Raw genomic sequence first — 23,863 nt, forward strand, 5'->3', positions numbered from 1 at the left:
CTCTGGCGCCGCTACAGAGGCACCAGTGAGCAGCCGCGGCGCGATAACTGACTGACTAAGGATGGCAATTGATGTCGGCTTTAACCCAACAGGTGCAGCGCCATGTGCTGCGCTTACACATACGTTTACTGGCTTGTCGCGAGCGCCTCGCTGCCGGCACCGATCAGCGGGCGCTGCATGATCTGCGGGTGGCGGTGCGCCAGTTGCGTAATTTGCTGCGTCCGCTGCCCGCTTACAGTGGCGCTGAGGCGCTGACGTCCGCTGCTGCACAACTAGGTCGCACCAGCGGGGGGCTGCGTGATCTGGAAGTGCTCGATGGGTTTCTGCGCCGCCATGGCGACAGTGCCAGCCGCGCCGCGCAAGCGCGCCAAACCCAGCTTGCCCAGGGTTATCAGCAACTGCTGCAGGGCATGGCGTTGGCCGAGTTGTTGCGTGCCCTGGATGCTTGGCCGCAGCAGTGGCGCGCGGCGAATGCCACGGGCGAACTGGCTGGCGTGGCTCGCCGAGTGCGGCGACGTCTGGCAAAGGATGAGCAGCGTTTGCTCCTCGCCTTACATGACCCTGAGCATGATTGGCACGACCTGCGTTTATTGGTCAAACGCTTGCGTTATGGCCTCGATGCATACCCTGAGCAGGGCCGCGTGCTGGTGGTGCAATATCCGCAGCTGAAGCAGGCGCAGACGGCCTTGGGTAAATGGCATGACTGCTGGCAATGGCTGCAGCGCGCCACCAGCGATGAGGATTTACAGCCTTGGGTTAACCAGTGGCAAGGCGCGCTAGGGCGTGGCGAACAGCGGGTCGCTAAGGTCCTGACGCAGTTACGTCAAGCCTGGCCTCATGTCGTCTAAAAAGCTCTAGGGCGTGGTATTTGGCCGAAGTGCCGTATAGGCCAGTTGCTGCAGTGGTTTACCATCCAGGCATTGTTCGCACAGAGGTGGTTATGGATTTATCTGAGTTGCTGCAGGCTGTACGCACGGACCCGCATAACGTGTCGATTCCTGCGCAGTGGGCCCAAGGCCGTGCCAGCTTTGGCGGGTTGGTGGCGGGGCTGCTGCATGAGGCGATGACGGCTAAGGTCGCCCGTGAACGCTTGGTGCGTTCTTTAGCCATTACCTTTGTTGGTCCGGCCGCGCCGGACCTCCCGATTAGCTTTGAGGTGGAAGTCCTGCGCGAAGGCAAAGCAGTCAGTCAGGTGCTGGGCCGCGCGGTGCAGGATGGCCAGGTGGTGACCCTGATGCAAGGCAGCTTCGGTGCGGGGCGCGAGTCGCTGATCGATGTGCCCGCCGAACCGGCGCCGCTGGCCAAGGCTGTTGAGGCCTGCCAAAGCCTGCCCTATATCGCCGGCATGGTGCCGGAATTTACCCGTTATCTGGAGATGCGTTGGGCCTTTGGCGGCTTGCCGTTCACCGGCAACACTTCGCGGGAAATGGGCGGCTGGGTGCGCTTGCGCGAGCAGGCGCAGGTCGAGCCGATTAGCGTCAGCCATTTGCTGGCCTTGGTCGATGCCTGGCCGCCGGCCGTGCTGCCGCACCTGCGCAAAGTCGCGCCGGGCAGCTCACTGACCTGGACCATTGAATTTGTACAGCCGCAGCCGGCATTAAGCACGGCCGACTGGTGCCTGTACCGGGCTTACGTGGAGCATGCCCGCGATGGTTACGGGCATGTCGCCGCCGCGATGTGGAGCGCCACTGGCGAGTTACTGGCCATTAGCCGGCAAACGGTGGCGGTGTTTGGTTGAGGGCCGCCGCCAGCGTAAAGCTGGCGGCTAGTGCTGCAGGGAGTGCTTACAGCTTGAGTTGGCGAATCGCGGTGTTGAGTTCGCCGGCTAAGCTGGCCAGCGCCACGCTGGTGTTGGCCGAGTCTCCGGTTTGCTGCACGGTTTGCTCGGTGACATCGCGGATGCGCATGATCGCCCGATTCATTTCTTCCGCCACTTGGCTTTGTTGCTCAGCTGCCACGGCGATCTGGGTGTTGCTTTCGCGCATCAGCGCCACGGACTCAGTGATCGCGCTAAGGGCCTGACCGGCTTCATCGGCCTGCTTCACGCACTCATCGGCCTTGAACGAGCTGTCCTGCATAAAGTCCACGGCGTCGCGGGTGCCGCTTTGCAGGGTGGTGATCATCTGGGTGATTTCGTTGGTCGAGTCCTGCACGCGCTTGGCCAGGTTGCGCACCTCATCGGCCACCACAGCAAAGCCGCGGCCCATTTCCCCGGCGCGGGCCGCTTCAATGGCGGCGTTCAAGGCGAGCAAGTTGGTTTGTTCGGCAATGCCGTGAATCTCATTGACCACGCCACCAATCTTTTGGCTGTCGGCGGCTAGCTGCTCAATCATCTGCGCAGTTTGCTGCACGCCGCTGGACAGCCCGGAAATGGATTCGCCGACGCGATTGACCACTTGTTGGCCGCTTTTCGCCAGTTGCTCGGCATTCCTCGATTGGTCGCGGGTGTCCGCCGTGTGTTCGGCGATGTGATGCACGGTGGCCGACATCTCATTGATGGCCGTGGCGGCTTGTTCGGTTTCACTTTGCTGCTCCAGCATGCCCTGACGCACGTCACGCATGCTGCTCGCCAAACGCTCGGCGCCGGTGTCCAGTTGCGCGGCAGAGTGGGCGACCACCCCGACCACACGCTGATAGCCAGCTTGCATGGCATTGAAGGCGCTGGCCATTTGGCCCACTTCATCCTGGCTGTTAAGCGGCACCCGGGCTTGCAGGTCACCGGTTTGCTCAACGCGCAGCATGACTTCTTTAAGGGTGTTGAGGTGCGCCAGCAAAAAGCGGATCAGCAACTGCGAGGCGCCCAGCAACAGCAGCATCAGCAGGGCTACCACCAGCGCGTAGCTGGGCGCGCGGTCGATAAACACTTCAGCCAGGCTCGGCGCGCTGGCCGTCACCGCAAGGCGCTGGCCATCGGCGCGCAGCAGCACTTGCGCGCCAATCAAGCCGTCGCTGCCGTTGAGTTCTACCCAGTCGCGACCATTGAGCAGCAATTGGCCTTGGTTATCGGCCAGGCGCGGAGCTTGCTCATGACTCAAGTGCAGCAGGTTTGGCGCGCTGGGCAGCGCCTGCTCCTGCGGCCACTGCTTGAGCACTTGTGCCAGTTGCTGGGCTTGATGTTTGGCGGCGCTGTGCAGCGCCTGCTGTTCGGTATGCAGTGCGTAGACCACCAGAAGCAGGGTGGTGACGAAGGAAACGGCATTCACCGCCCAAAATTTGTAGCGCAGAGAAAGATCGCTGATCCAACGGCCCATAGGGTTTCTTCTTATCTCTAGGTGGGAAATTGTCTGTACACGCGTTCACGCAGAACACCCGGCACCTGGGTGAGGCGCCGTAGTATCCATTGCTATCGGCAAGGCGCCGTTGATCTTTATCAATTATCGTAAGGCCAGTGGCCATCTTTGCGACGCAGCCGGGGCCTAGGCGGGCAGGGTGAAGAATTGCCGGGCCGTGGCGCTGGTGTGGGCCGCGACTTGCTCAGGCGTTTCTTGCCGATGCAGGGCAACCACACGCAGCACCTCAGGCAAGTAGGCCGGTTGGTTAAGACCGTTTTTGGGTTTGGGCTTAAGGCTGCGCGGCAGCAAGTAGGGCGCATCGGATTCGAGCATCAAGCGGCCCTGGGGGATTTCTTTAACCAGTGGGTGCAGGTGGCTGCCACGGCGTTCATCACAAATCCAGCCGGTGATGCCAATGTGCAGGTCGAGGTCGAGGTAGCTATACAGCGCACGTTTTTCCCCGGTAAAACAGTGTACAACTGCCGCAGGAAGCTGATCACGGTAGTGGCGCAGAATCGCTAGAAGCCGCTCGTTGGCGTCACGTTCGTGGATAAATACGGGTTTTTGTACAGCGATGGCCAGCTCCAGCTGCTGTTCAAAGGCAAACTCTTGCTGCGGGCGCGGCGAAAAGTCGCGATTAAAGTCCAGACCGCATTCGCCTACCGCGCGCACTCTGGGGTCGGCCAACAGACTGTGCAGATCAGCGGCGCTCGTGCTGTGCCAAGAACTGGCATCATGGGGGTGGATACCAGCAGTACTGAACAAATGCTCGGCTTTTTGATCCAAGCGTCGGCACAGCTCCAGGGCCTTGTGGCTCTCTTCGAGGTTGGTGCCGGTCAGTACCAGTTGCTCGACCCCTGCGGCATAAGCGCGCTCAAGCACGCTTTGCGGCTCTTGAGCGAAGCTGGGATGGGTCAGATTTACGCCTATATCGATTAGTTGCATGGGTCCCACCTGTACGCAATTGGGGCAGCATAACAGAGCTTTTTAGACGCTCGAAAAGTTAGACAATACAGTTACTTATCACCTAGGTGTGACGCTAGGTGCAGGCACTTTGCTGGTGCCCCCAGTAGCCTGTGCCACCTTTCAGGGTTTAGAGCCTTTGCAGGTGCTGCGAGCGCGCTGGGCTCAATCTATTTAACTCCCCACAGTTGGCCTTGGTTGCCGCCTGGAGCGTCGATGTTGCGAGTGCTGTTCACCTGTTGCCTATTGTTGCTGAGCAGTTCAGCAGCCATGGCGCGCGTGGCCGGTCCGCTGGAAGTCGAGCAGCCTAAGGCCGTACGCGACTTAGCCAACATTCGTAGCAGCGGTGAACTACGGGTGTTAGTCAATCAGAGTCGCAACAGCTCCGGCGAGGTTAAGGGGCAGAGCATCGGCGTTGAATATCATCGTCTGCGCGCATTTGAGCAGTACCTCAACCGTAATGCCCGGAATGGCAAGAACATCAAGCTTAAGGTCATCCCGCGGGCTAAAGACCAGCTGTTGTCCGCCTTGCAGCGTGGCGAGGGGGATCTGGTTGCTCCCGGTGAGCTGCTGCATATTCCCAGTGGCAGCCATATCGCCGCCACCTCACCGGTCAGGCGCGATGTGGCGCTGATCATCGTGGCCCGCCAGGGCAATCGCCGCTATCAAAACCTTGAGCAGCTCTCCGGTCGCAGTCTGGCCTTGCCGGCTGGCAGTGTGGCCGGAGAGGCGATCCAGGAGGTCAATCAGCGGTTGTTGCTCAGTAAGCGCGCGCCCATTCTGATCGAATGGGTTGACCCTAGTTTGGCCGTGGAAGATGTGTTGGAAATGGTCCAGGCCGGAATCTTTTTGCTGACAGCGGTAGAGCAGCCGATTGCCGAGCGTTGGGCCAAGGTGATGCCCAAGCTGCGTCTGGATCGCCATCTGAAGTTAGTCTCAAACGGTTCCATGCGTTGGTATGTGCGCCGCGATACGCCAATGCTGGGCGCCAGCATCGATAGTTTTCTCAAAGACTATCGGGTGCCAGCGGATCAGGATGCGGCGTTTCAGCGGATCTACCGCCGCCAATACAAGATGCACAACCCCATGGGCCGTACTGAGCGTAATCGCTTAGAGAAAGTGCGGCCGGTGCTGCAGCGTTATGCCGAGCAGCATAGTTTTGATTGGTTAGCCCTGGCCGCCTTGGCGTTTAAAGAGTCCACGCTTAATGCGAGCGCCCGGGGGAGTGGCGGCGCCACCGGCTTGATGCAGATCACGCCAGCGGCGGCTAAGAGTGTCGGTGTGGGTAACATCGGGGTGTTGGAAAACAATGTGCAGGCCAGCGCTAAATACCTGGCCATGATTCGCCGCAACTTCTTTAACAGTCCGCAGTTAAATGAGCGCGAGCGTATGGCGTTTATCCTCGCCGGTTACAACTTGGGCCCGCAACGGGTGCAAGGTTTGCGTGCTGAAGCACGACGCCGTGGCTTAAATCCCAATCAGTGGTTCTTTCAAGTGGAACGAGTGGCGTTAGAACAGGTCGGTATGGCTGTTGTGAGCTATGTTAATAGTGTCAATAAGTATTATCTGGCTTTCGACCGCGAGCGTTACCTGTTGGAACGTTAGAAGGAGAAGGGATACCTATCAATTTGATTGATACTCAAAAATGATGGCAATGGATTTTAATATCTAGAAATTGGTTTAATTTAGGCGCCCAACAACTACCCCCCTCGTAAAGGACTGCTAAAAATGACTTCACTGATCAAATCTATTACCGCCACCCATGCGGGTTTGGGCATCACGGTGCTGCGTATTGTCACCGGCATCATCTTTGTGGCTCACGGTTCACAAAAATTGTTTGGCTGGTTTGGTGGTTATGGTTTGCAAGGTGTGGCGCAATGGATGGAAAGCATCGGTTTGACACCCGGCTATGTGATGGCCGTGTTGGCAGGCGGTGCTGAGTTCTTCGGTGGTTTGGCCTTGATTCTCGGTTTGCTGGTACGCCCAGCGTCGGTGGTACTGGGCTTCTCGATGTTGGTAGCGATTTTCTCGGTGCACTTGGCTAACGGTCTGTTTATCACTAACAACGGTTATGAATATGCTCTGACCTTGCTGGTGGTGAGCATCGCCCTGTTGATCGATGGCGCTGGTAAGTTCTCGCTGGATCAACGCATCAGCCGTTGATTGTGAGTTGCTGACAAAGCCCACCTTTGGTGGGCTTTGTGCGTTCTAGGGGCGGCCTAAAGCGGCTGTGTGCAGGGGCAGGTTGCCTTGACAGCATCTAGGGCGCTCACTAGGATGCCCACCTAAGCGCCGATTTAAACAGCTACTTGCGGGGCGCCGAGTGTAGGCCTAAGGCTCACTCTAAGAAGCACTGATGAGCGTTCTCAGGCTTCGAAATACCGCTAAAGCGCTGGTTCGGTGTCGCCTCTCACCGCTGCCCAGCGGATATAACGAGGCGGAGACCTATCGATGTTGGTTGCACAACCCCTAATTCGTTTAGCCCCCATCACTTCGGGCCTGACTCTGCGCAATCCTAAAATTCTTCTCGCCGGCAGCCATCAGCCAACACTGCTGCGCTACTTGGATGGCTGGCCTAAACGCTGGGCCGGGCCGCGTAACTTCCTGATCAACTTCGTTCGCGAGGGTGAGTCGTTGCAGCGCTTTGCCAATAATCAATTTGATATGGCGGTGATTCCTGCGCCTAGCGCCGAGCAACTGAATGAGACGATTAAGCAATTGGTGCGCGTGGCCAAACAGGGTTTAATCACCCGCCGCTAAATCGGCAAAGGCTTAGCCAAAGCCCTGACTGATCCGCTAGTCTCTGCGGATATTGTTCGGGAGTTGGCTATGTTTGAATCCGCCGAAATCGGCCGCAGCATCGATAAAGACACCTTCGAAAAACAATTGCCAGAACTGCGCGAGGCGTTACTTGCCGCGCAATACCAGCTCAAAGAGCAGGGCAAGCTGGCAGTGTTAATCCTGATTAATGGTATTGAGGGCGCCGGCAAAGGCGAAACCATCAAGCTGTTAAATGAATGGATGGATGCGCGGCTGATTCAGGTCGACACGTTCGATCAGCAAACCGATGAAGAGTTATCCCGGCCACCGGCGTGGCGTTATTGGCGGCAACTGCCAGCTAAAGGACGCACAGCGATCTTCTTTGGGAACTGGTATAGCCAGATGTTTCAGGGCCGCGTGCATGGCCTGTTTAAAGATGCCCAGTTAGATCAATACATCGACGACACTTTGTCCTTAGAGCGCATGCTGAGTGATGAAGGGGTGTTGATCTTCAAGTTCTGGTTTCATTTGTCCAAACCGCAAATGAAGGCGCGCCTCAAGTCGCTGCGCGATGACCCGTTGCACAGTTGGCGTCTGAGCCCGCTGGATTGGCAGCAATCAAAAACCTACGACAAGTTCATCAAAGTCGGTGAGCGGGTACTGCGCCGTACCAGTCGCGACTATGCGCCCTGGTATGTGGTGGAGGGCGTAGACCCCAACTACCGCAGCCTGACCGTGGCGCGCACCTTGCTCGATGGCCTGCAGGCGGCCTTGCAACTCAATACCAAACCACAACCCCAGCCCCATGCCGCGCCTTTGATTGCCAACCTTGACCAGCGCAGCTTGCTCGACAGTCTGGATATGAGCCAAGCATTGTCCAAGGATTACTACCAGCAGCAGCTGACGCAGGAACAGGCGCGGTTATCCAGCCTGATGCGCGATAAGCGCATGCGTAAGCATGCTCTGGTCGCGGTATTTGAGGGCAACGATGCGGCGGGTAAGGGCGGGGCGATTCGCCGCGTGATCGGGGCGTTGGACCCACGCCAGTACCGCATCGTGCCAGTGGCCGCACCGACTGATGAAGAGCGCGTGCAGCCCTATTTGTGGCGCTTCTGGCGGCATATTCCGGCGCGCGGCAAATTCACTCTGTTTGACCGCTCTTGGTATGGCCGGGTGTTGGTGGAGCGGGTGGAAGGCTTTTGCAGCCCGGCCGATTGGCTGCGCGCCTATGGCGAGATCAATGACTTCGAAGAGCAGCTGAGCGAATCAGGCATTGTCCTGGTCAAGTTCTGGTTGTCGATTGATCAGAAAACCCAGCTTAAGCGCTTTAAAGAACGGGAGAAGATCCCCTTTAAGCGCTTCAAAATCACCGAAGAAGATTGGCGAAACCGCGAGAAGTGGCCGCAATACCGCGAAGCAGTGGGGGATATGGTCGATCGCACCAGCACGGAAATCGCGCCCTGGACCTTGGTTGAGGCCAATGACAAGCGCTTTGCCCGGATCAAGGTGCTGCGCACCATCAATGATGCCTTGGAGGCCGCATTCGCTAAGGACTAGCGCTCACAGCAAGTGTCCGTCACGTCATGGTGACGCATACAGCTGCTGAATGATCATCGCCTGCTGCAATTGCCATGACTTATTCTCGCCCGCCTAACAACCCATAAGAATGAGGTGTGGCATGCGCGATGTGGTGATCGTTGACAGTGTAAGGACCGGCTTGGCCAAGTCATTTCGTGGCAAGTTCAATCTAACCCGCCCTGACGATATGGCGGCGCACTGCGTCAATGCGCTGCTGGATCGCACGGGCATTGATCCCCTGCTGGTGGATGATTGTGTGGTGGGTGCCGGCTCCAACGAAGGCGCCCAGGGCATGAACATTGGCCGCAACGTGGCGGTGCTGTCGCGCTTGGGCACCCATGTCTCGGGCATGACCCTCAACCGTTATTGCTCCTCGGGCCTGCAGGCTATCGCCATTGCCGCCAACCAGATTGCCAGCGGTTGCAGCGACGTGATCGTCGCCGGTGGTGTCGAGTCGATCACCATGACCCTGAAAAGCGTCAACAGCGATCACCTGTTCAACCCCGTGCTGCAAAGCAATGTGCCGGGTATTTACTACCCCATGGGCCAGACTGCCGAGGTGGTCGCCCGACGTTATCAGGTCAGCCGCGAAGCCCAGGACGCCTACGCTCTGCAGAGCCAACAGCGTACCGCCCGTGCCCAGGCAGAAGGGCTGTTTGCTGATGAAATCGTGCCGATGGCCGTGCGCTATGAAGTGGAAGATAAAGCCAGTGGCGCCAAGAGCATCCATGACGGCATCGTTGATCGGGATGATTGCAACCGTGCCGACACCACCTTGGCCAGTCTGGCTGCGCTGAAACCCGTCTTTGCCCAAGACGGCTCGGTGACTGCCGGTAACGCCTCGCAACTGTCCGATGGCGCTTCGATGACCCTGCTGATGAGCTTGGATAAAGCCATCGAGCTGGGCCTGACTCCGCTGGCGGTGTTCCGTGGCTTTACTGTGGCCGGTTGTGAGCCGGATGAAATGGGCATTGGTCCGGTGTTCTCGGTGCCGAAATTGCTCAAAGCCAAGGGCCTGAAGATCGACGACATTGACCTCTGGGAGCTTAACGAAGCCTTTGCTTCGCAGTGCCTGTACAGCCGTGATCGCTTAGGCATCGACAACGCCAAGTACAACGTCAACGGCGGCTCGATCTCCATCGGCCACCCCTTTGGCATGACTGGCTCGCGTCAGGTTGGCCATTTGCTGCGTGAACTCAAGCGCCAGCAGCTGCGGTACGGCATCGTCACCATGTGCGTGGGTGGCGGCATGGGCGCTACCGGTTTGTTTGAGCGCTACTAAGAGGGCGCGTCTCAGGCTCGTTTGCCCAACGCTTCAGCTCGTTGCAACCAACTTTGCCGCTGGCTTTCGGTGGCACTGCGCAGCGGGCTGAAGTGTTCGAGTTTGCGGGTTTTGATCCCGCAAAAAGCCAAGATGGTATGGCGCATTTGCCGATGCGCAGGAGCGCCATACACCCAGCGAAAGTACCACGCTGGGGTGTCCAGAGTGACCAGTAAATCAGCGCTGCGTCCGCTGAGCAGCTTGTCCCACTGGCGCTGATCGTTGCGGTATTTAAAGGCAAAGCCGGGCTGCAGAATGCGCTCAAAAAAGCCTTTGAAGAGCGCCGGAAGGCCACCCCACCAAACCGGGTAGACCAGCACTAAATGCTCGGCCCAATGGATCAGCCGTTGCGCCTCTAACAGGTCTGGCTCCAAGGCCTGATTGCTTTGGTAGCCCTCGTGCAGCACCGGATCAAAACTTAACGCGTGCAGCTTGATCTCGCGGACCACATGGCCCTGGCTGCGCGCGCCTTGGGCATAGGCGCTGGCTAAGGCATGGCAAAAGCCGCTGGATTTGGGCGTGCCGATAATCAGCAGGATGCGTTTGCCATCGCCTTCCAGCGGCGTGGCGCCGCTCTTGCCCGTGGCCGTCACTGACCGGCCTCAAGCATCAGTTCGGGACGCACCCAGGCATCGAACTGCTCATTGCTCAGATAACCCAGACTCAACGCCGCTTCGCGCAAAGTGCTGCCGTTTTGATAAGCCTGCTTGGCGATCTGTGCGGCTTTGTCGTAGCCAATATGCGGGTTCAGGGCTGTGACCAGCATCAGGCCGCGTTCTAAATGCTCAGCCATGCGTGCGCCGTCGGCTTGCAACCCGGCCACGCAGTGCACCTGGAAGTTATGGCAGCCATCGGCAAGCAAGCGAATCGATTGCAGCAGGTTGTGAATCAGCACCGGCTTAAACACGTTGAGCTGCAAATGGCCTTGGCTGGCGGCGAGGGTGATGGTGCTGTCGTTACCTATCACTTGGCAGGCGAGCATGGACAGCGCCTCGCACTGGGTCGGATTGACCTTGCCGGGCATGATCGAGCTGCCCGGCTCGTTGGCCGGCAGGCGTACCTCGGCAAAACCCGCCCGGGGGCCGGAGCCGAGCAGGCGCAGGTCGTTGGCGATTTTCATCAGGGCGACGGCCAGGGTTTTCAGGGCACCGGACAGCGATACCAGCGGTTCATGACCTGCTAAGGCGGCAAATTTATTTGGCGCACTGACTAGGGGTAAGCCGCTCAACGCGGCCAGCTCAGCGGCAATCGCCTCGGCAAAACCCTGCGGTGAATTAAGCCCGGTGCCTACGGCGGTGCCGCCTTGGGCCAGCTCATAGACGGCGGGCAGGGCCGCGTGGATGGCACGCTCGGCATACCCCAGCTGAGCCACATAGGCGGACAGCTCTTGGCCGAAGGTCATGGGCGTGGCGTCCATCAGGTGGGTGCGCCCGGTTTTTAGCTGTTTGGCATAACGCTCAGACTGCTCTTGCAGACCACTGCGCAGCTCGCGCAGGGCCGGCAGCAGTTGTTGCTGGATGGCCTGGGCCGCAGCGATATGCATGGCGGTGGGGAAGCTGTCGTTGGAGCTTTGCGCGCGGTTGACGTGATCATTGGGGTGCACCGGGGCCTTGCCGCCAATGCCTTTGCCGGCCAGTTCATTGGCGCGGCCGGCGATCACTTCATTGACGTTCATGTTGCTTTGCGTACCGCTACCGGTTTGCCACACCACTAGGGGGAATTGCTCATCATGCTGGCCGCTGAGCACTTCATTGGCGGCTTGTTCGATCAAGCGGGCGATGTCGGCGGGCAGATCACCGATGCGCTGGTTAACCCGTGCGGCGGCTTTTTTGATCAGGGCCAGGGCATGAATCAGCGGCAAGGGCATGCGCTCTTGGCCGATTTCAAAGTTGATCAGGGAACGCTGCGTTTGCGCGCCCCAATAGGCTGTTGCCGGGACTTCGATGGGGCCTAAGCTGTCGCTTTCAATGCGGCTCATGCAACTCTCCTGCTAGCGGGACTTAGATGCCTAGCCGGCGGCGTGAAACGCCGACCACTACAAGGTAAGTCGTCAGGCTAGGGCAGAGGTTCCCTCAGGGGCCCGATCTACCAGCGGGTTTGCGTTTCGGCCAGCCAGCCGCTGGCTTTGCGCACGGGCACGCGCTCGCCTTCAGCGTTGCGCAGCAAGCCGTCGTAGTGACCGAACCACTGCTGCGAGTCGACGTAAAAAATCCCGAAGCGGCGCTTAAGGACATGGTGTTGTAGCGGGGTAAAGTTCAGTTGCACTTGCCCATCGGCGCTGGCGATCTGCCGCGGCAGAAACAGGTTGTGCTGTACCTCAGCGATTTCGATGGGGCTGTCGACGCTGTGCAGGCTGCCGCCAAACCACAGGTTGTTCTCCGAGTGACCGCTTTGTTCCGCCCAGCCGTTGCCAAAGTGTCCGGCGATACCGCCGGGAGCGGCGAATACGGCGCGAGTCCAGCGGCTGTTAAATGGCCACACGCCACGCCCGAAGTCTTGCGAGGCAAAGCTTTTCCCGGGGGTGCAGGGATAAATCTTGTCGCCCAGCTGCACACTGCCAGTGCAGGGCAGGCCTAACTGACGGCTGGCGGCATGGAAATTATGCTGGTCGATTGGCACCACCAGGTTGGCGCCATCCAGATGGGCTGGGCGCTGGAAGTCGAGCACGGCTTGCAGGGGCAGGCCAGTGGCATCGGCAGCATTAATGCTTAAACCGGTGCGGCCAGCTTGTTCGGTAACGCGCAGTTGCAGGTTGGCATGGTTGAACTCATGGCCTTGCTGCGGCTCATCCGGAAGATGGCATTCGCGGGCAAACAGGCGGTATTCGTCGAACATGGCCGTCTGACCGCCAATTAAATCGACGAAATGCACGGAGGCGTAACCGATGTAGTCAAAGTCGGCTTGGCTGGCCGCCATCGACCAATTGGGCGTGGTAATACACCAATGATTCCAGCGCTTGCGGCGTCCGAAATGTCCGGGAATGGCGCAGTTGATCATGGCGCCAGCGGATGATCCGACTGCCTCGGGATTCAACTGGCCGCGGCTGTCGCAGAGGGTTGTAGGGCTAGTAGTGTGGACAGGGCAGGTCATTCATCACGTCCATGTGGCGGCCGCAGGGCTGACGATCAGCGGTGTAAGTAAAAACCGAACAATTTGTTCGATTGTCCTGTCATTTATAATACTCGCCCAGTGGTATTTTGCCATTAGCATTAGGCGAATCCGGGTACTAATACGCAATTGTCATGGCAGTCTGGCTTGAGTCTGGCACTGGCTGGGCACAAAATGCCGGCGTTGCTGTCAGCCTTAACTGAATCTTTCCATTGGAGTTGTCCATGCCACGGTTACCTGCTTTTTGCGCTGCACTACTACTGGCCTGCGCCAGTGCTCAAGTTTTGGCAGATGCCAAGAGCCACGCCGCCGACGCGGAGAAATTCCTCTTAGTGGTGCGCGCCGACAAGCTCACTGTGCCGGTTTACGCCCAAGTGCAGCAGATGTTTGCCCAGCGTTTTGCTGAAACCAAAGCCACTGACAAGGCCGTGCTGGAAACCTATCAGGCCAAGGCGAATACGGCGCTCGACCAGGCGGTGGCCTGGGACAAGCTCAAGCCGGATCTGGTCAAGCTTTACACCACCAGCTTCACCGAGCAGGAAATGCAAGACCTGATCAGTTTCTACGAATCGCCTTTGGGCAAAAAAGTCTTGGAAAAAATGCCCGAACTGACGGGTCGTTCCGCCCAGTTGACCCAGGCGCGTCTGGAAAGCGCAGTGCCTAAGGTCAACCAGCTGCTCAGCGAAATGACCAGCAAGCTGAGCCCGAAAAAGCCTTAAGTGAGTCCAGCATGAGCAAGCTCGATGTACTGCAGGCGGCCTTGGCCGACCTGCAAGCGCAACACCTCGAAGTATTGGATGAAAGCCACCTGCACAGCCGTGGCCTGGAAACCCATTACAAGGCGGTGATCGTCAGTGAGCAGTTTGCCGGTCTCAATCCGGTTAAACGGCACCAGAAAGTCTATGCCGTCTTGGCTGACTTCATGCCCCAGGTGCATGCCCTGGCGCTGCATACCTACACCCCGCAAGAGTGGCAGGAGCAGGGCGTCGCGCCTGCTTCGCCGACCTGTCGTGGTGGCCACTAAGCTGCGGCGCCTAGCGCACGGATCAATGGCCCCTACACCAAAACGCTGAACCCCCGTAAAATGCGCCGCCGGCCTGAGGTGAAACCACCTCGGGCCGCTGCGTTTTATTGCCCAGTCCGCCCTTTACGAGGGTGACTACTGAAGGACATGTCCATGAGTGAAAAAATCGTCGTCGCCGCGCTGTATAAATTCGTCTCCCTGCCGGATTACGAAGCGCTGCGCGAGCCTCTGCTGCAATGCATGCAGGACAATGGCATCAAAGGCACCTTGCTGCTGGCGGAAGAAGGCATCAACGGTACTGTCTCCGGCAGCCGCGCCGGGATTGACGGCTTGTTGGCCTGGTTCGGCGCGGATCTGCGCTTGGCTGATATCGATCACAAAGAATCCTATTGTGACGAGCAGCCGTTCTACCGCACCAAGGTCAAGCTGAAGAAAGAGATCGTGACCTTAGGCGTGCCCACTGTGGACCCTAACCGAGTGGTCGGCACCTATGTCGAGCCCAAGGACTGGAACACCCTGATCAGCGACCCGGAAGTGCTGCTGATCGACACCCGCAACGACTATGAAGTGTCGATTGGCACCTTTGAAGGCGCCATCGATCCTAAAACCAAGTCGTTTCGCGAGTTCCCCGATTACATCAAGGCCCACTTCGACCCAGCCAAGCACAAGAAAGTGGCGATGTTCTGCACCGGTGGCATCCGCTGCGAGAAAGCCTCCAGCTACATGCTTGGCGAAGGCTTTAGCGAGGTGTTCCACCTCAAAGGCGGCATCCTCAAGTACTTGGAAGAAGTGCCGCAAGAGCAGAGCAAGTGGCAGGGCGACTGTTTCGTCTTCGATAACCGTGTGACCGTGCGCCACGACTTGAGCGAAGGTGACTATGATCAATGCCACGCCTGTCGCACCCCGGTGTCGGTAGAGGATCGCCAGTCCGAGTTCTACAGCCCTGGCGTCAGTTGCCCGCACTGCTGGGACTCGCTACCGGAGAAAACCCGCGCGGGTGCCCGTGAGCGGCAGCGTCAAATCGAGCTGGCCAAGGCCCGTCAACAACCCCATCCGCTGGGCTATAACCACCGCCAATCGCGCGAGGCTTAATCATGCAGGCACGCTTGCTGTACGTGATGGACCCGTTGTGTTCGTGGTGCTGGGGCTTTGCCCCGGTGCTTGAGTCCCTCGCCCAGCAAGCAGCGGCTGCCGGCGTAGGCCTGCATGTGGTGGCCGGCGGTTTGCGCCGCGACACCCAGGCAGTTGATGCCGCCGCGCGCGAGCGTTATCTCGGCTACTGGCGTGCGGTGCAGCAGGCCACCGGGCAAAGCTTCAACTACGAGTTGGGTTTGCCTGCGGGCTTTGCCTATGACACTGAGCCGGCGTGTCGCGCGCTGGTCACGGCGCGCAGCCTGGACCTCGAGCTGGTCTGGCCGTTGATCAAGCAGATTCAGCAGGGCTTCTATCAGCAAGGCCTGGATGTCAGCCGCGCCAATGTGCTGGCCGATTTGGCTGAGCAGGCCGGGATTGCCCGTAGTGAATTTGCCGAGGCCTTCGACAGCGCCGCCTTGCGCAGTGCCACTGCGGCGGACTTTAGCTGGGTGCAGGATCTCGGTATCGCCGGTTTCCCCACCTTGCTCGCCGAGCGCGATGGCCAGCTGGCCCTGTTAACCAACGGCTATCAGCCGCTGCAAGCTTTACAGCCACTGCTGGCACGGTGGTTGGAGCGGGTGGCGAATGCCTGATCGGCTGACGTGGGCGGAAATTCGCAGGCTGGCCCTGCGGCATAAAAAGGCCCTGTTCTGGGCCAACTGGGTGGCGGTACTGGCGACCCTGTGCAGTGTGCCGATCCCGTTGCTGCTGCCATTACTGGTCGATGAGGTGTTGCTCAAAGACGGCGACGCAGCGCTGCACGTGATGGATAACTTTTTGCCCAGCCAGTGGCAATCGGCGGTGGGTTACATCGGCCTGATTCTGTTGCTAACCCTGCTGTTACGCGGCGCGGCGTTGATCTTCAACGTGTTGCAAGCACGTCTGTTTGCGCGGCTGTCGAAGGACATCGTGTACCGCATCCGGGTGCGTTTGATTGCCCGGCTTAAGCGCATCTCCCTCAGTGAGTATGAAAGCCTTGGCAGCGGCACGGTGACCACCCATTTGGTCACGGATCTGGACACCATCGACAAATTCGTCGGTGAAACCTTAAGCCGCTTCCTGGTCGCGATGCTGACTCTGGCTGGCACCTCGGCCATTTTGATCTGGATGCATTGGCAACTGGCCATGCTGATTCTGCTGTTCAACCCCTTGGTGATCTACGCCACGGTGCAGTTGGGCAAGCGCGTCAAACACCTGAAAAAACTCGAGAACGACAGCACCTCGCGCTTTACTCAAGCACTGACCGAAACCCTGGAGGCAATCCAGGAAATCCGCGCCGGCAACCGCCAGGGATATTTCCTCGGGCGTTTGGCTGATAGCGCCAAAGAGGTGCGCAACTACGCGGTGGCCTCGCAGTGGAAGAGCGATGCGTCGGGGCGCGCCAGTGGCTTGTTGTTCCAGTTCGGCATTGATGTGTTTCGCGCCGCCGCCATGCTCACTGTGCTGTTCTCCGATCTGTCGATCGGGCAGATGCTCGCGGTGTTCAGTTACCTGTGGTTTATGATCGGCCCGGTCGAGCAACTGCTCAGCCTGCAATATTCCTACTACGCCGCTGGCGGCGCATTGACCCGGATTAACGAGCTGTTGGCGCGCCATGACGAACCGCAGTATATGGGCCAGGTTGATCCGTTTGCCGGCAAAACCACCGTGGGCATTGAGATCAGCGGCCTGACCTTCGCTTATGCAGAAGAGCCGGTGTTGAACGGCCTGAACCTAAGCATTGCCCCAGGTGAGAAGGTGGCGATTGTCGGGGCCAGCGGCGGCGGCAAAAGTACCCTGGTGCAGTTGCTGCTCGGCCTGTACACCGCGCAAGGCGGCACCATTCGCTTTGCCGGGGTAAAACAGAAGCAGATCGGCTTGGACACTATCCGCGAGCACGTGGCCGTGGTGTTGCAGCATCCGGCGTTGTTCAACGACAGCGTGCGCGCCAACCTGTGCCTGGGGCGTGAGCGCACGGATGAAGCCTGCTGGCAGGCGCTGCAGATTGCCCAGTTGGCCGACACCATCAAGGCCTTGCCGCAGGGTTTGGACAGCATTGTCGGCCGTTCGGGCGTGCGTTTATCCGGCGGGCAGCGGCAACGCTTGGCCATCGCCCGGATGATTCTGGCCGAACCTAAGGTGGTGATCCTCGATGAAGCCACTTCGGCTTTGGACGCCGCCACCGAGTACGCCCTGCATAAGGCCCTGAATAAGTTTCTCCAGGGCCGCACCACGCTGATCATCGCCCATCGCCTGTCTGCGGTGAAGCAGGCCGACCGGGTGCTGGTGTTCGATGGCGGGACGGTGGCCGAAGACGGTGATCACCAGCAGCTGATTGCCGAGGGCGGCCTGTACGCCAAGCTGTACGGGCATTTGCAGCAATAAATCGCGCCGCCGGCAGCGCTTTGGGCGGCCGGCAATGGGTTATTGCGCGAGGGCTTGAGTGCGGTCCGTGGTTGAGCATCTGGCAACTAAACAGACCGCGCTGTAACGAATTATTTACGAAATTCACGCCAGTTGTATGGGCTAGCCTGAGTTGTCAGCTAAAGCTGCCAACTACAGGGGCTGAGGGTGGATTTAGCCAGGGCAGGGCTGGTTGTGGTGGCGGCGACGCTGGGCTGAGATGGCCTTAGCCACAACAATAAGCAGGAGGCCCGATGAACGCCGTGCAGCAGTTAAACAACCCGAATCCTATTGGTACCGACGGCTTTGAGTTCGTCGAATACACCGCGCCCACCCCGCAAGGCATCGAGCAGTTGCGTCAGCTGTTTGTCGCCATGGGCTTTACCGAAACGGCCAAGCATCGTTCCAAGCAGGTGTGGCTGTTCCAGCAAAACGATATCAATTTTGTCCTGAACGGCAGCCCCAGCGGCCATGTACGCGAATTTGCCCTCAAGCACGGACCCAGCGCTTGTGCCATGGCTTTTCGGGTGGACAATGCAGCGCAAGCGGCGGCCTATGTACAGCAGCAGGGCGCCACGTTGGTGGGCAGCCACGCTAACTTTGGGGAGTTGAATATTCCCTGCGTGGAAGGTATCGGCGGCTCGCTGCTGTATCTGGTCGACCGCTACGGCGAGCAGAGCATCTATGACGTCGACTTTGAGTTTATCCCCGGGCGCAGCGCCAAGGATCACAGCGTCGGCCTGCTCAGCCTGGATCATCTGACCCACAACGTGCGCCGCGGGCAGATGGATCTGTGGTCGGGCTTTTACGAGCGCATCGCCAACTTCCGCGAGATTCGCTACTTCGACATCGAGGGTAAGCTCACCGGGTTGGTGTCGCGGGCGATGACCGCGCCGTGCGGCAAGATCCGAATCCCGATCAACGAGTCGGCCGACGATCAGTCGCAAATCGAAGAATTTATCCGCGACTATCACGGCGAAGGCATCCAGCACATTGCCTTGAGCACCGAGGATATCTACGCCACCGTGCGCCAGCTGCGGGCCAATGGCGTGGACTTTCTGCCGACCCCAGGCACTTACTACGACAAGCTCGATAGCCGCGTGCCCGGCCATGGCGAGCCCACCGAAGTGCTGCGTGAGCTGAGCATCCTGCTCGACGGCGCGCCAAGTGATGACGGCATCCTGTTGCAGATCTTTACCCAAACCGTGATCGGGCCAATTTTCTTCGAGATTATCCAGCGCAAGGGTAATCAGGGCTTCGGCGAGGGTAATTTCAAGGCCCTGTTCGAGTCCATTGAGGAAGATCAGATCCTCCGTGGCGTGCTCGCGGATAAGCCTTAAGCCGTTGCCCAGGCCTGATCGCCAGCGCGGTGGTGCTCAGGCTATACGGCTCTCTCAGTGGCATCGATAAGCCTGCGTTAGAGCTTCTGCCGGGGCGGTCAGGATTATCCTGGCCATGCTCTGTAGCGCGTGGGTCGGGCGCGAATCGGCAAGGCTGTATATACTGCCCGGCGTTTGCGTGACCTGATGCCGATTGCATCGCTTATTCCCTGGCCTAGCGCCGCTGTTCATTCCGCTGCACCTTGGTGGGGCGGGTTTGTTTTTGTCACGCCAAGTTAAACAGGTGTCCCCATGTCACTTTCCCTCCATCGCCCAGCTCGTTTCGGAGCCTTAGCTGATGTCTGAACCGCTGCATACTGGCGCGCTGAAGCGCGGCTTAAAAAATCGCCATATTCAATTGATTGCCCTCGGTGGGGCGATTGGTACCGGTTTGTTCCTGGGCTCGGCTGGAGTTTTGGAAAGCGCCGGGCCGTCGATGATTTTGGGTTATGCCATCGGCGGCTTCATTGCCTTTTTGATCATGCGCCAGCTCGGCGAGATGATTGTTGAGGAGCCCGTGGCCGGCTCCTTCAGCCACTTTGCCCACCGCTACTGGGGGCCGTTTGCCGGCTTTATGTCGGGCTGGAACTACTGGGTGCTGTACGTTTTGGTCGGCATGGCGGAACTGACGGCAGTCGGTAAATACATCCAGTACTGGGACCCGGAGATCCCGACGTGGGTGACGGCGGTGGTGTTCTTCGTGCTGATCAATGCGATCAACCTGGTTAACGTCAAAGCCTTTGGTGAGGCCGAGTTCTGGTTCGCCATTATCAAGGTGGTGGCGATTATCGGCATGATCGGTCTGGGCTGCTATCTGTTGTTTAGCGGCCATGGCGGCGAGCAGGCTAAGTTCAGCAACCTGTGGGACCACGGTGGCTTCTTCCCCCATGGCATCCAGGGCTTGGTGATGGTCATGGCGATCATCATGTTCAGCTTTGGCGGCCTGGAGTTGGTCGGTATTACTGCTGCCGAAGCGGATCAGCCCAAGGTGGTGATCCCTAAGGCGATCAACCAAGTGGTCTACCGCATCCTGATCTTCTATATCGGCGCCTTGACCGTGCTGCTCTCGCTGTACCCTTGGGACAGCCTGGTACAGACCCTCACCGCCGGTGGTGACTCCTACGGCAGCAGCCCGTTCGTGCAGATCTTCTCGCTGCTCGGTAGCGACACGGCAGCCAATATCCTCAACTTTGTGGTGCTGACTGCCGCGCTGTCGGTTTACAACAGCTGCGTGTACTGCAACAGCCGCATGCTCTTTGGTCTGGCCGAGCAGGGCGATGCGCCCAAAACGCTGCTTAAGGTCAACAAGCGTGGCGTGCCGGTGGTGGCGATTGCGATGTCGGCGTTGGTCACCTTGCTCTGTGTGGTGGTCAACTACCTGGCGCCAGCCTCAGCTCTGGAGCTGTTGATGTCGCTGGTGGTGGCCGCGTTGGTGATCAACTGGGCGATGATCAGCCTGGCCCACATCAAGTTCCGCAAGGCCATGCAGGCCAAGGGTCATGAGAGCCAGTTCAAGGCGCTGTGGTATCCGTTCAGCAACTACCTGACTCTGGCCTTTGTCGCCTTTATCTTGGTGGTGATGCTGATGATCCCGGGCATTCAGCTGTCGGTGTACGCCATCCCGGTATGGCTCGTGCTGCTCTGGGTTTGCCACTACTTCAAGCAAGCGGCCAGCCAGCGCAAAGCGCTGCAGGGCCAAGCTGAGTAGACCTCCAGCAGCCACCCACAACGCCGCGCTATTAAGCGCGGCGTTGTGGTTTCTGGGCGGGTTAAAACGAGCTAAGAATGCGCCCCAGCACGGCCATGGCCTGTTCGCTCTGCGCCGTCCATGGGTGACCGGAGTTGAGCCGCGCGCAGTTGTTAAAACGCCGGGTGGCCGAGAAGATCGGCCCTGGCGCCAGGCTGATCCCTTGCGCTAAGGCGAGCTGGAACAGCTGCAGCGAATCGACCTGCGCGGGGAATTCAAACCACAGAAAGTAACCGCCATGGGGCCGCGTCACCTTGGTGTTGGCCGGGAAGTGGCGGGCGGCCGAGGCGAGCATGGAGGCTTGTTGTGCCTCCAGTTCATGGCGCAGCTTGCGCAGGTGCCGGTCATAGCCACCGTGTTGCAGGTAATCGGCCAGTGCCGCTTGGGCTGGCACCGAGGGCGAGATGGTGGTCATCAGCTTGAGGCGGGTGATCTTCTCGCTGTAGCGTCCGGCCGCCACCCAGCCCACCCGATAGCCCGGTGCCAAGCACTTGGAGAACGAGCCGCAGTGCATCACTAAGCCGTCTGCATCAAAGCTTTTCACTGGTTTGGGTGGTTGGTTGCCGTAATACAGCTCGGCGTACACGTCGTCTTCAATCAATGGCAGTTGATGCTGTTTGAGCAACTGGTACAGCGCCTGTTTTTTCGCCTCGCTCATGCTGGCGCCAATAGGGTTTTGCAGGCTGCTCATAAACCAGCAGGCCTTGATCGGCAGACGTTTGAGGCTGTCGGCCAGGCTGTCCAGGTCGATGCCTTCGCGCGGGTGGACGGGGATCTCCACGGCCTTGAGCTTGAGCCGCTCGAGCACCTGCAAGCAGGCGTAAAACGCCGGCGCCTCGATGGCGACCAGGTCGCCCGGCTCGGTCACGCATTGCAGGCACAGATTGAGCGCTTCCATCGCGCCATTGGTAATCACCAACTCTTCCATGGGCAGCATCACGCCGCTGACCATATAGCGCAGGGCAATTTGCCGGCGCAGGGTCGGGTTGCCCTCGGTCATGTCGGCGATCACCGCCTGTGGCGCCATGTCGCGCACGCTTTGCGCCATGGAGCGGGCCAGGCGCGGCAGGGGGAACAGCTCCGGGCTGGGGAAGGCCGAACCAAAGGGCACGGTGTTGGGATCTTTCAACGAGCTTAGGACGGAGAACACCAGCTCGCTGACGTCGACATCGCTGGTGCGCGCCTGCTGGCCACTGATGCTGGGTTCCGGCAGCGGCTGTTGCGCATGCTCGCGGACAAAATAGCCGGAGCGCGCCCGGGCCACGATCAGGCCACGGCTTTCCAGCAGGTAATAAGCCTGGAACACCGTCGACGGGCTGACCCCGTAAGTACGGCTGGCATGGCGTACCGAAGGCACGCGCTCACCGGCGGCCAGTACGCCGGTGCGGATCAGTTCGGCGATTTCATCGGCAAACTTTTCATAGCGTTTCATCTTGTCCTGGTTGACCACCGTGCTTGCAGAAGCCGGGTACTGTACTGACTGTTGCGTCGGCATGCGACCGTACTCAGCGGTTAACCGGGGCGACAAAGGTGCTCGCGGCGCTAACCTGGATGCTTGGATCGCTTTGCTCGACCAACTCAAAGCTCAGCGGCTGTGAAGTGCGGTTGCTGTGGCCGCTGAGCAGGGCGACGCTGACCGGCACTTCGAGCATCTCGCCCGGGGCCAAGTGCAGCTGCTGTTGGCCTTGCAGACGCAGGTCGGCTTCGCTGCGCAGCGACAGGTGATAGCTGTGGGGCTGCATGGTCTTGTTGATCACCTTGAGCACGTAGATGTTTTCCACCTGACCTTGGTTGTTTTCGCGGAACAGGCTGCGGTCTTTGTGCACATCCAGCGACACCAGCGAGCGTTCCTCTAAGGCCCACACCAGCGCACCGATCATCACCAGCAGCATGGCGGCATAGCCCACCAGTTGCGGGCGCAGCCAGCGCGTTGGGGTGCCGGCCATGGCGCGCTCGGAGCTGTAGCGCACCAGACCGCGGGCGTAGCCCATCTTGTCCATCACGCTGTCGCAGGCGTCGATGCAGGCGCCGCAGCTGATGCAGTCCAGTTGCAGACCATCTCGTATGTCTATACCGGTGGGGCATACCTGCACACACAGGGTGCAGTCGATGCAGTCGCCCAAGCCTTCGGCGCGGTAATCGCTGTCTTTCTTACGTGAGCCACGGCCTTCGCCGCGTTGACTGTCGTAACTGACCAGCAAGGTGCTGTCATCAAACATCACGCTTTGAAAGCGCGAGTAAGGGCACATATGCAGGCACACCTTCTCGCGCACAAAGCCGCCATTGATATAGGTGGCAGCGCTAAACAGAAAGATCCAGAAGCTGGTGGTGGCGCCGGCTTGCCAGTGCAGTAAGTCTGGCACCAGCTGTTTGATTGGGGTGAAGTAGCCGACAAAGGTCAGCGCGGTGGCCAGGCTCACGGCCAGCCAGATGGCGTGTTTAGCGCTGCGGCGCAGCAGCTTATTGGCCGACCAGGGCGCGGCATCCAGCTTGATCCGTTGGTTGCGGTCGCCTTCGGTGACTTTCTCGGCCCACATAAAAATCCACGTCCACAGGCTGTGCGGGCAGCTGTAGCCGCACCAGACGCGACCGGCGAACTTGGTGATAAAGAACAGACCAAAGGCGCAGATGATCAGTAGCGCCGAGAGCAGGATGAAATCTTGCGGCCAGAAGGTGGCGCCAAAGATGTGGAACTGGCTTTGGCCAAAATCCCACAGCACCGCTTGGCGCTCGCCCCAGTTGAGCCATACCGTGCCGAAAAACAGCACAAACAAACTGCCGGCGCCATACAGGCGCAAGTTGCGGAACAGCCCGGTAAAGCTGCGGGTGTGAATCGGCCCGCCGGCCTGCGCTGGGGTCAGGCGAATGGGTTTTTGCGGGTCGATGGTTTCTACCAGCGTGGCGGGGATGCGTTCGGTCATGAGGTTTGACCCCTTTGGCTAATTCAGGCGGGGCGCATGATCGACCTAGCAGTGTGATGAAAACAGGCTCAGGTTTTTAAATAAAAACCGTATCAGATGCTTTTCAAACTGCTCTGTTTATTCAGGTAAACATAATTAAAACAATTGCTTAGTGATTTTAATGGGCTGCCCTTGGCGCGCTTCAAGCAGCGCCTGCGCGGCTATGTCGCAGGCGCTGCAGGGTTCGCCAGAGCGGCGTGGCAGCGGTTATGCTGAAGCGCTGTGATAAACGACG

21 protein-coding genes are annotated in these 23,863 nt (G+C 59.2%); 14 read left to right on the forward strand and 7 right to left on the reverse strand.

Annotated elements, in window-relative coordinates; genetic code table 11:
* The first annotated feature begins 71 nt into the window (after window positions 1-71).
* A complete protein-coding gene (locus NTD81_RS07500; protein ID WP_262181110.1) occupies window positions 72-848 on the forward strand; it encodes a CHAD domain-containing protein in 777 nt (258 codons plus the stop codon).
* A 92-nt stretch (window positions 849-940) separates the two neighbouring features.
* Window positions 941-1,738 (forward strand): acyl-CoA thioesterase, encoded by a 798-nt coding sequence (locus NTD81_RS07505; RefSeq protein WP_262181113.1) that lies wholly within the window; start codon window positions 941-943, stop codon window positions 1,736-1,738.
* 46 nt (window positions 1,739-1,784) lie between these two features.
* On the opposite strand, the gene NTD81_RS07510 is transcribed toward NTD81_RS07505, so the two are convergent.
* Window positions 1,785-3,251 (reverse strand): methyl-accepting chemotaxis protein, encoded by a 1,467-nt coding sequence (locus NTD81_RS07510; RefSeq protein WP_262181117.1) that lies wholly within the window; start codon window positions 3,249-3,251, stop codon window positions 1,785-1,787.
* 165 nt (window positions 3,252-3,416) lie between these two features.
* Window positions 3,417-4,217 (reverse strand): TatD family hydrolase, encoded by an 801-nt coding sequence (locus tag NTD81_RS07515; RefSeq protein ID WP_262181118.1) that lies wholly within the window; start codon window positions 4,215-4,217, stop codon window positions 3,417-3,419.
* A gap of 234 nt (window positions 4,218-4,451) precedes the next feature.
* On the opposite strand from NTD81_RS07515, the gene NTD81_RS07520 reads away from it, so the two are divergent.
* The 5 genes from NTD81_RS07520 (at window position 4,452) to NTD81_RS07540 (ending at window position 9,855) form a co-directional block, all read left to right on the forward strand.
* Entirely contained in the window at window positions 4,452-5,840 is a 1,389-nt protein-coding gene (locus tag NTD81_RS07520; protein ID WP_262181120.1) for a transglycosylase SLT domain-containing protein, read from the forward strand.
* 123 nt (window positions 5,841-5,963) lie between these two features.
* Complete coding sequence (locus tag NTD81_RS07525; protein ID WP_262181124.1) at window positions 5,964-6,398, forward strand: DoxX family protein; 435 nt, start codon at window positions 5,964-5,966, stop codon at window positions 6,396-6,398.
* Window positions 6,399-6,686: 288 nt separating this feature from the next.
* On the forward strand, window positions 6,687-6,995 hold the full coding sequence (locus NTD81_RS07530; RefSeq protein ID WP_262181126.1) for a class I SAM-dependent methyltransferase: 309 nt from the start codon (window positions 6,687-6,689) through the stop codon (window positions 6,993-6,995).
* A gap of 69 nt (window positions 6,996-7,064) precedes the next feature.
* Window positions 7,065-8,552 (forward strand): polyphosphate:AMP phosphotransferase, encoded by a 1,488-nt coding sequence (gene pap / locus NTD81_RS07535; RefSeq protein ID WP_262181129.1) that lies wholly within the window; start codon window positions 7,065-7,067, stop codon window positions 8,550-8,552.
* Between the two features lie 121 nt (window positions 8,553-8,673).
* Entirely contained in the window at window positions 8,674-9,855 is a 1,182-nt protein-coding gene (locus NTD81_RS07540; protein WP_262181131.1) for a thiolase family protein, read from the forward strand.
* Between the two features lie 11 nt (window positions 9,856-9,866).
* On the opposite strand, the gene NTD81_RS07545 is transcribed toward NTD81_RS07540, so the two are convergent.
* The 3 genes from NTD81_RS07545 to NTD81_RS07555 form a co-directional block, all read right to left on the reverse strand.
* On the reverse strand, window positions 9,867-10,487 hold the full coding sequence (locus NTD81_RS07545; RefSeq protein WP_262181134.1) for an NAD(P)H-dependent oxidoreductase: 621 nt from the start codon (window positions 10,485-10,487) through the stop codon (window positions 9,867-9,869).
* Window positions 10,484-11,872 (reverse strand): class II fumarate hydratase, encoded by a 1,389-nt coding sequence (locus NTD81_RS07550; protein WP_262181136.1) that lies wholly within the window; start codon window positions 11,870-11,872, stop codon window positions 10,484-10,486. Before NTD81_RS07550 ends, NTD81_RS07545 begins: the two co-directional genes overlap by 4 nt.
* A 107-nt stretch (window positions 11,873-11,979) precedes the next feature.
* On the reverse strand, window positions 11,980-12,984 hold the full coding sequence (locus tag NTD81_RS07555) for a DUF2804 domain-containing protein (protein WP_262181138.1): 1,005 nt from the start codon (window positions 12,982-12,984) through the stop codon (window positions 11,980-11,982).
* Window positions 12,985-13,226: 242 nt separating this feature from the next.
* Here NTD81_RS07555 and NTD81_RS07560 point away from each other — a divergent pair, with 242 nt between their 5' ends.
* The 7 genes from NTD81_RS07560 to NTD81_RS07590 all read left to right on the forward strand — a co-directional run bounded on the left by NTD81_RS07560 (window position 13,227) and on the right by NTD81_RS07590 (window position 20,629).
* On the forward strand, window positions 13,227-13,721 hold the full coding sequence (locus tag NTD81_RS07560; RefSeq protein WP_262181141.1) for a DUF2059 domain-containing protein: 495 nt from the start codon (window positions 13,227-13,229) through the stop codon (window positions 13,719-13,721).
* Window positions 13,722-13,732: 11 nt separating this feature from the next.
* Window positions 13,733-14,026: a BolA family protein gene (locus NTD81_RS07565; protein WP_262181144.1), complete on the forward strand. Its 294-nt coding sequence runs from the start codon at window positions 13,733-13,735 to the stop codon at window positions 14,024-14,026.
* Between the two features lie 153 nt (window positions 14,027-14,179).
* Window positions 14,180-15,118: a rhodanese-related sulfurtransferase gene (locus tag NTD81_RS07570; RefSeq protein WP_262181145.1), complete on the forward strand. Its 939-nt coding sequence runs from the start codon at window positions 14,180-14,182 to the stop codon at window positions 15,116-15,118.
* Window positions 15,119-15,120: 2 nt separating this feature from the next.
* Window positions 15,121-15,753, forward strand: coding sequence for a DsbA family protein (locus tag NTD81_RS07575; RefSeq protein ID WP_262181147.1), 633 nt, complete (start codon window positions 15,121-15,123; stop codon window positions 15,751-15,753).
* A complete protein-coding gene (locus NTD81_RS07580; RefSeq protein WP_262181148.1) occupies window positions 15,746-17,524 on the forward strand; it encodes an ABC transporter ATP-binding protein in 1,779 nt (592 codons plus the stop codon). The genes NTD81_RS07575 and NTD81_RS07580 overlap by 8 nt, the downstream gene beginning before the upstream one ends.
* A 272-nt stretch (window positions 17,525-17,796) precedes the next feature.
* Window positions 17,797-18,882, forward strand: a complete 1,086-nt coding sequence (gene hppD / locus NTD81_RS07585) for a 4-hydroxyphenylpyruvate dioxygenase (protein ID WP_262181151.1) — start codon at window positions 17,797-17,799, stop codon at window positions 18,880-18,882.
* A 337-nt stretch (window positions 18,883-19,219) separates the two neighbouring features.
* Window positions 19,220-20,629, forward strand: coding sequence for an amino acid permease (locus tag NTD81_RS07590; protein WP_410017122.1), 1,410 nt, complete (start codon window positions 19,220-19,222; stop codon window positions 20,627-20,629).
* A 61-nt stretch (window positions 20,630-20,690) separates the two neighbouring features.
* Here NTD81_RS07590 and mapR read toward each other — a convergent pair whose 3' ends face one another.
* Both mapR and ccoG read right to left on the reverse strand, forming a co-directional pair.
* On the reverse strand, window positions 20,691-22,100 hold the full coding sequence (mapR, locus tag NTD81_RS07595) for a GntR family transcriptional regulator MpaR (protein WP_262181155.1): 1,410 nt from the start codon (window positions 22,098-22,100) through the stop codon (window positions 20,691-20,693).
* A 73-nt stretch (window positions 22,101-22,173) separates the two neighbouring features.
* Entirely contained in the window at window positions 22,174-23,589 is a 1,416-nt protein-coding gene (gene ccoG, locus NTD81_RS07600) for a cytochrome c oxidase accessory protein CcoG (RefSeq protein WP_262181157.1), read from the reverse strand.
* Window positions 23,590-23,863 lie beyond the last annotated feature (274 nt).

The organism is Pseudomonas sp. 5P_3.1_Bac2 (genome assembly GCF_025465995.1).
Lineage (GTDB): Bacteria > Pseudomonadota > Gammaproteobacteria > Pseudomonadales > Pseudomonadaceae > Aquipseudomonas.

Bases quoted from the DNA above. Each gene is read 5' to 3' on its own strand.
- NTD81_RS07500 (WP_262181110.1), top strand. From the start codon at position 72: ATGTCGGCTTTAACCCAACAGGTGCAGCGCCATGTGCTGCGCTTACAC.
- NTD81_RS07505 (WP_262181113.1), top strand. From the start codon at position 941: ATGGATTTATCTGAGTTGCTGCAGGCTGTACGCACGGACCCGCATAAC.
- NTD81_RS07510 (WP_262181117.1), bottom strand. From the start codon at position 3,251: ATGGGCCGTTGGATCAGCGATCTTTCTCTGCGCTACAAATTTTGGGCG.
- NTD81_RS07515 (WP_262181118.1), bottom strand. From the start codon at position 4,217: ATGCAACTAATCGATATAGGCGTAAATCTGACCCATCCCAGCTTCGCT.
- NTD81_RS07520 (WP_262181120.1), top strand. From the start codon at position 4,452: ATGTTGCGAGTGCTGTTCACCTGTTGCCTATTGTTGCTGAGCAGTTCA.
- NTD81_RS07525 (WP_262181124.1), top strand. From the start codon at position 5,964: ATGACTTCACTGATCAAATCTATTACCGCCACCCATGCGGGTTTGGGC.
- NTD81_RS07530 (WP_262181126.1), top strand. From the start codon at position 6,687: ATGTTGGTTGCACAACCCCTAATTCGTTTAGCCCCCATCACTTCGGGC.
- pap (WP_262181129.1), top strand. From the start codon at position 7,065: ATGTTTGAATCCGCCGAAATCGGCCGCAGCATCGATAAAGACACCTTC.
- NTD81_RS07540 (WP_262181131.1), top strand. From the start codon at position 8,674: ATGCGCGATGTGGTGATCGTTGACAGTGTAAGGACCGGCTTGGCCAAG.
- NTD81_RS07550 (WP_262181136.1), bottom strand. From the start codon at position 11,872: ATGAGCCGCATTGAAAGCGACAGCTTAGGCCCCATCGAAGTCCCGGCA.
- NTD81_RS07555 (WP_262181138.1), bottom strand. From the start codon at position 12,984: ATGACCTGCCCTGTCCACACTACTAGCCCTACAACCCTCTGCGACAGC.
- NTD81_RS07560 (WP_262181141.1), top strand. From the start codon at position 13,227: ATGCCACGGTTACCTGCTTTTTGCGCTGCACTACTACTGGCCTGCGCC.
- NTD81_RS07565 (WP_262181144.1), top strand. From the start codon at position 13,733: ATGAGCAAGCTCGATGTACTGCAGGCGGCCTTGGCCGACCTGCAAGCG.
- NTD81_RS07570 (WP_262181145.1), top strand. From the start codon at position 14,180: ATGAGTGAAAAAATCGTCGTCGCCGCGCTGTATAAATTCGTCTCCCTG.
- NTD81_RS07575 (WP_262181147.1), top strand. From the start codon at position 15,121: ATGCAGGCACGCTTGCTGTACGTGATGGACCCGTTGTGTTCGTGGTGC.
- NTD81_RS07580 (WP_262181148.1), top strand. From the start codon at position 15,746: ATGCCTGATCGGCTGACGTGGGCGGAAATTCGCAGGCTGGCCCTGCGG.
- hppD (WP_262181151.1), top strand. From the start codon at position 17,797: ATGAACGCCGTGCAGCAGTTAAACAACCCGAATCCTATTGGTACCGAC.
- NTD81_RS07590 (WP_410017122.1), top strand. From the start codon at position 19,220: ATGTCTGAACCGCTGCATACTGGCGCGCTGAAGCGCGGCTTAAAAAAT.
- mapR (WP_262181155.1), bottom strand. From the start codon at position 22,100: ATGAAACGCTATGAAAAGTTTGCCGATGAAATCGCCGAACTGATCCGC.
- ccoG (WP_262181157.1), bottom strand. From the start codon at position 23,589: ATGACCGAACGCATCCCCGCCACGCTGGTAGAAACCATCGACCCGCAA.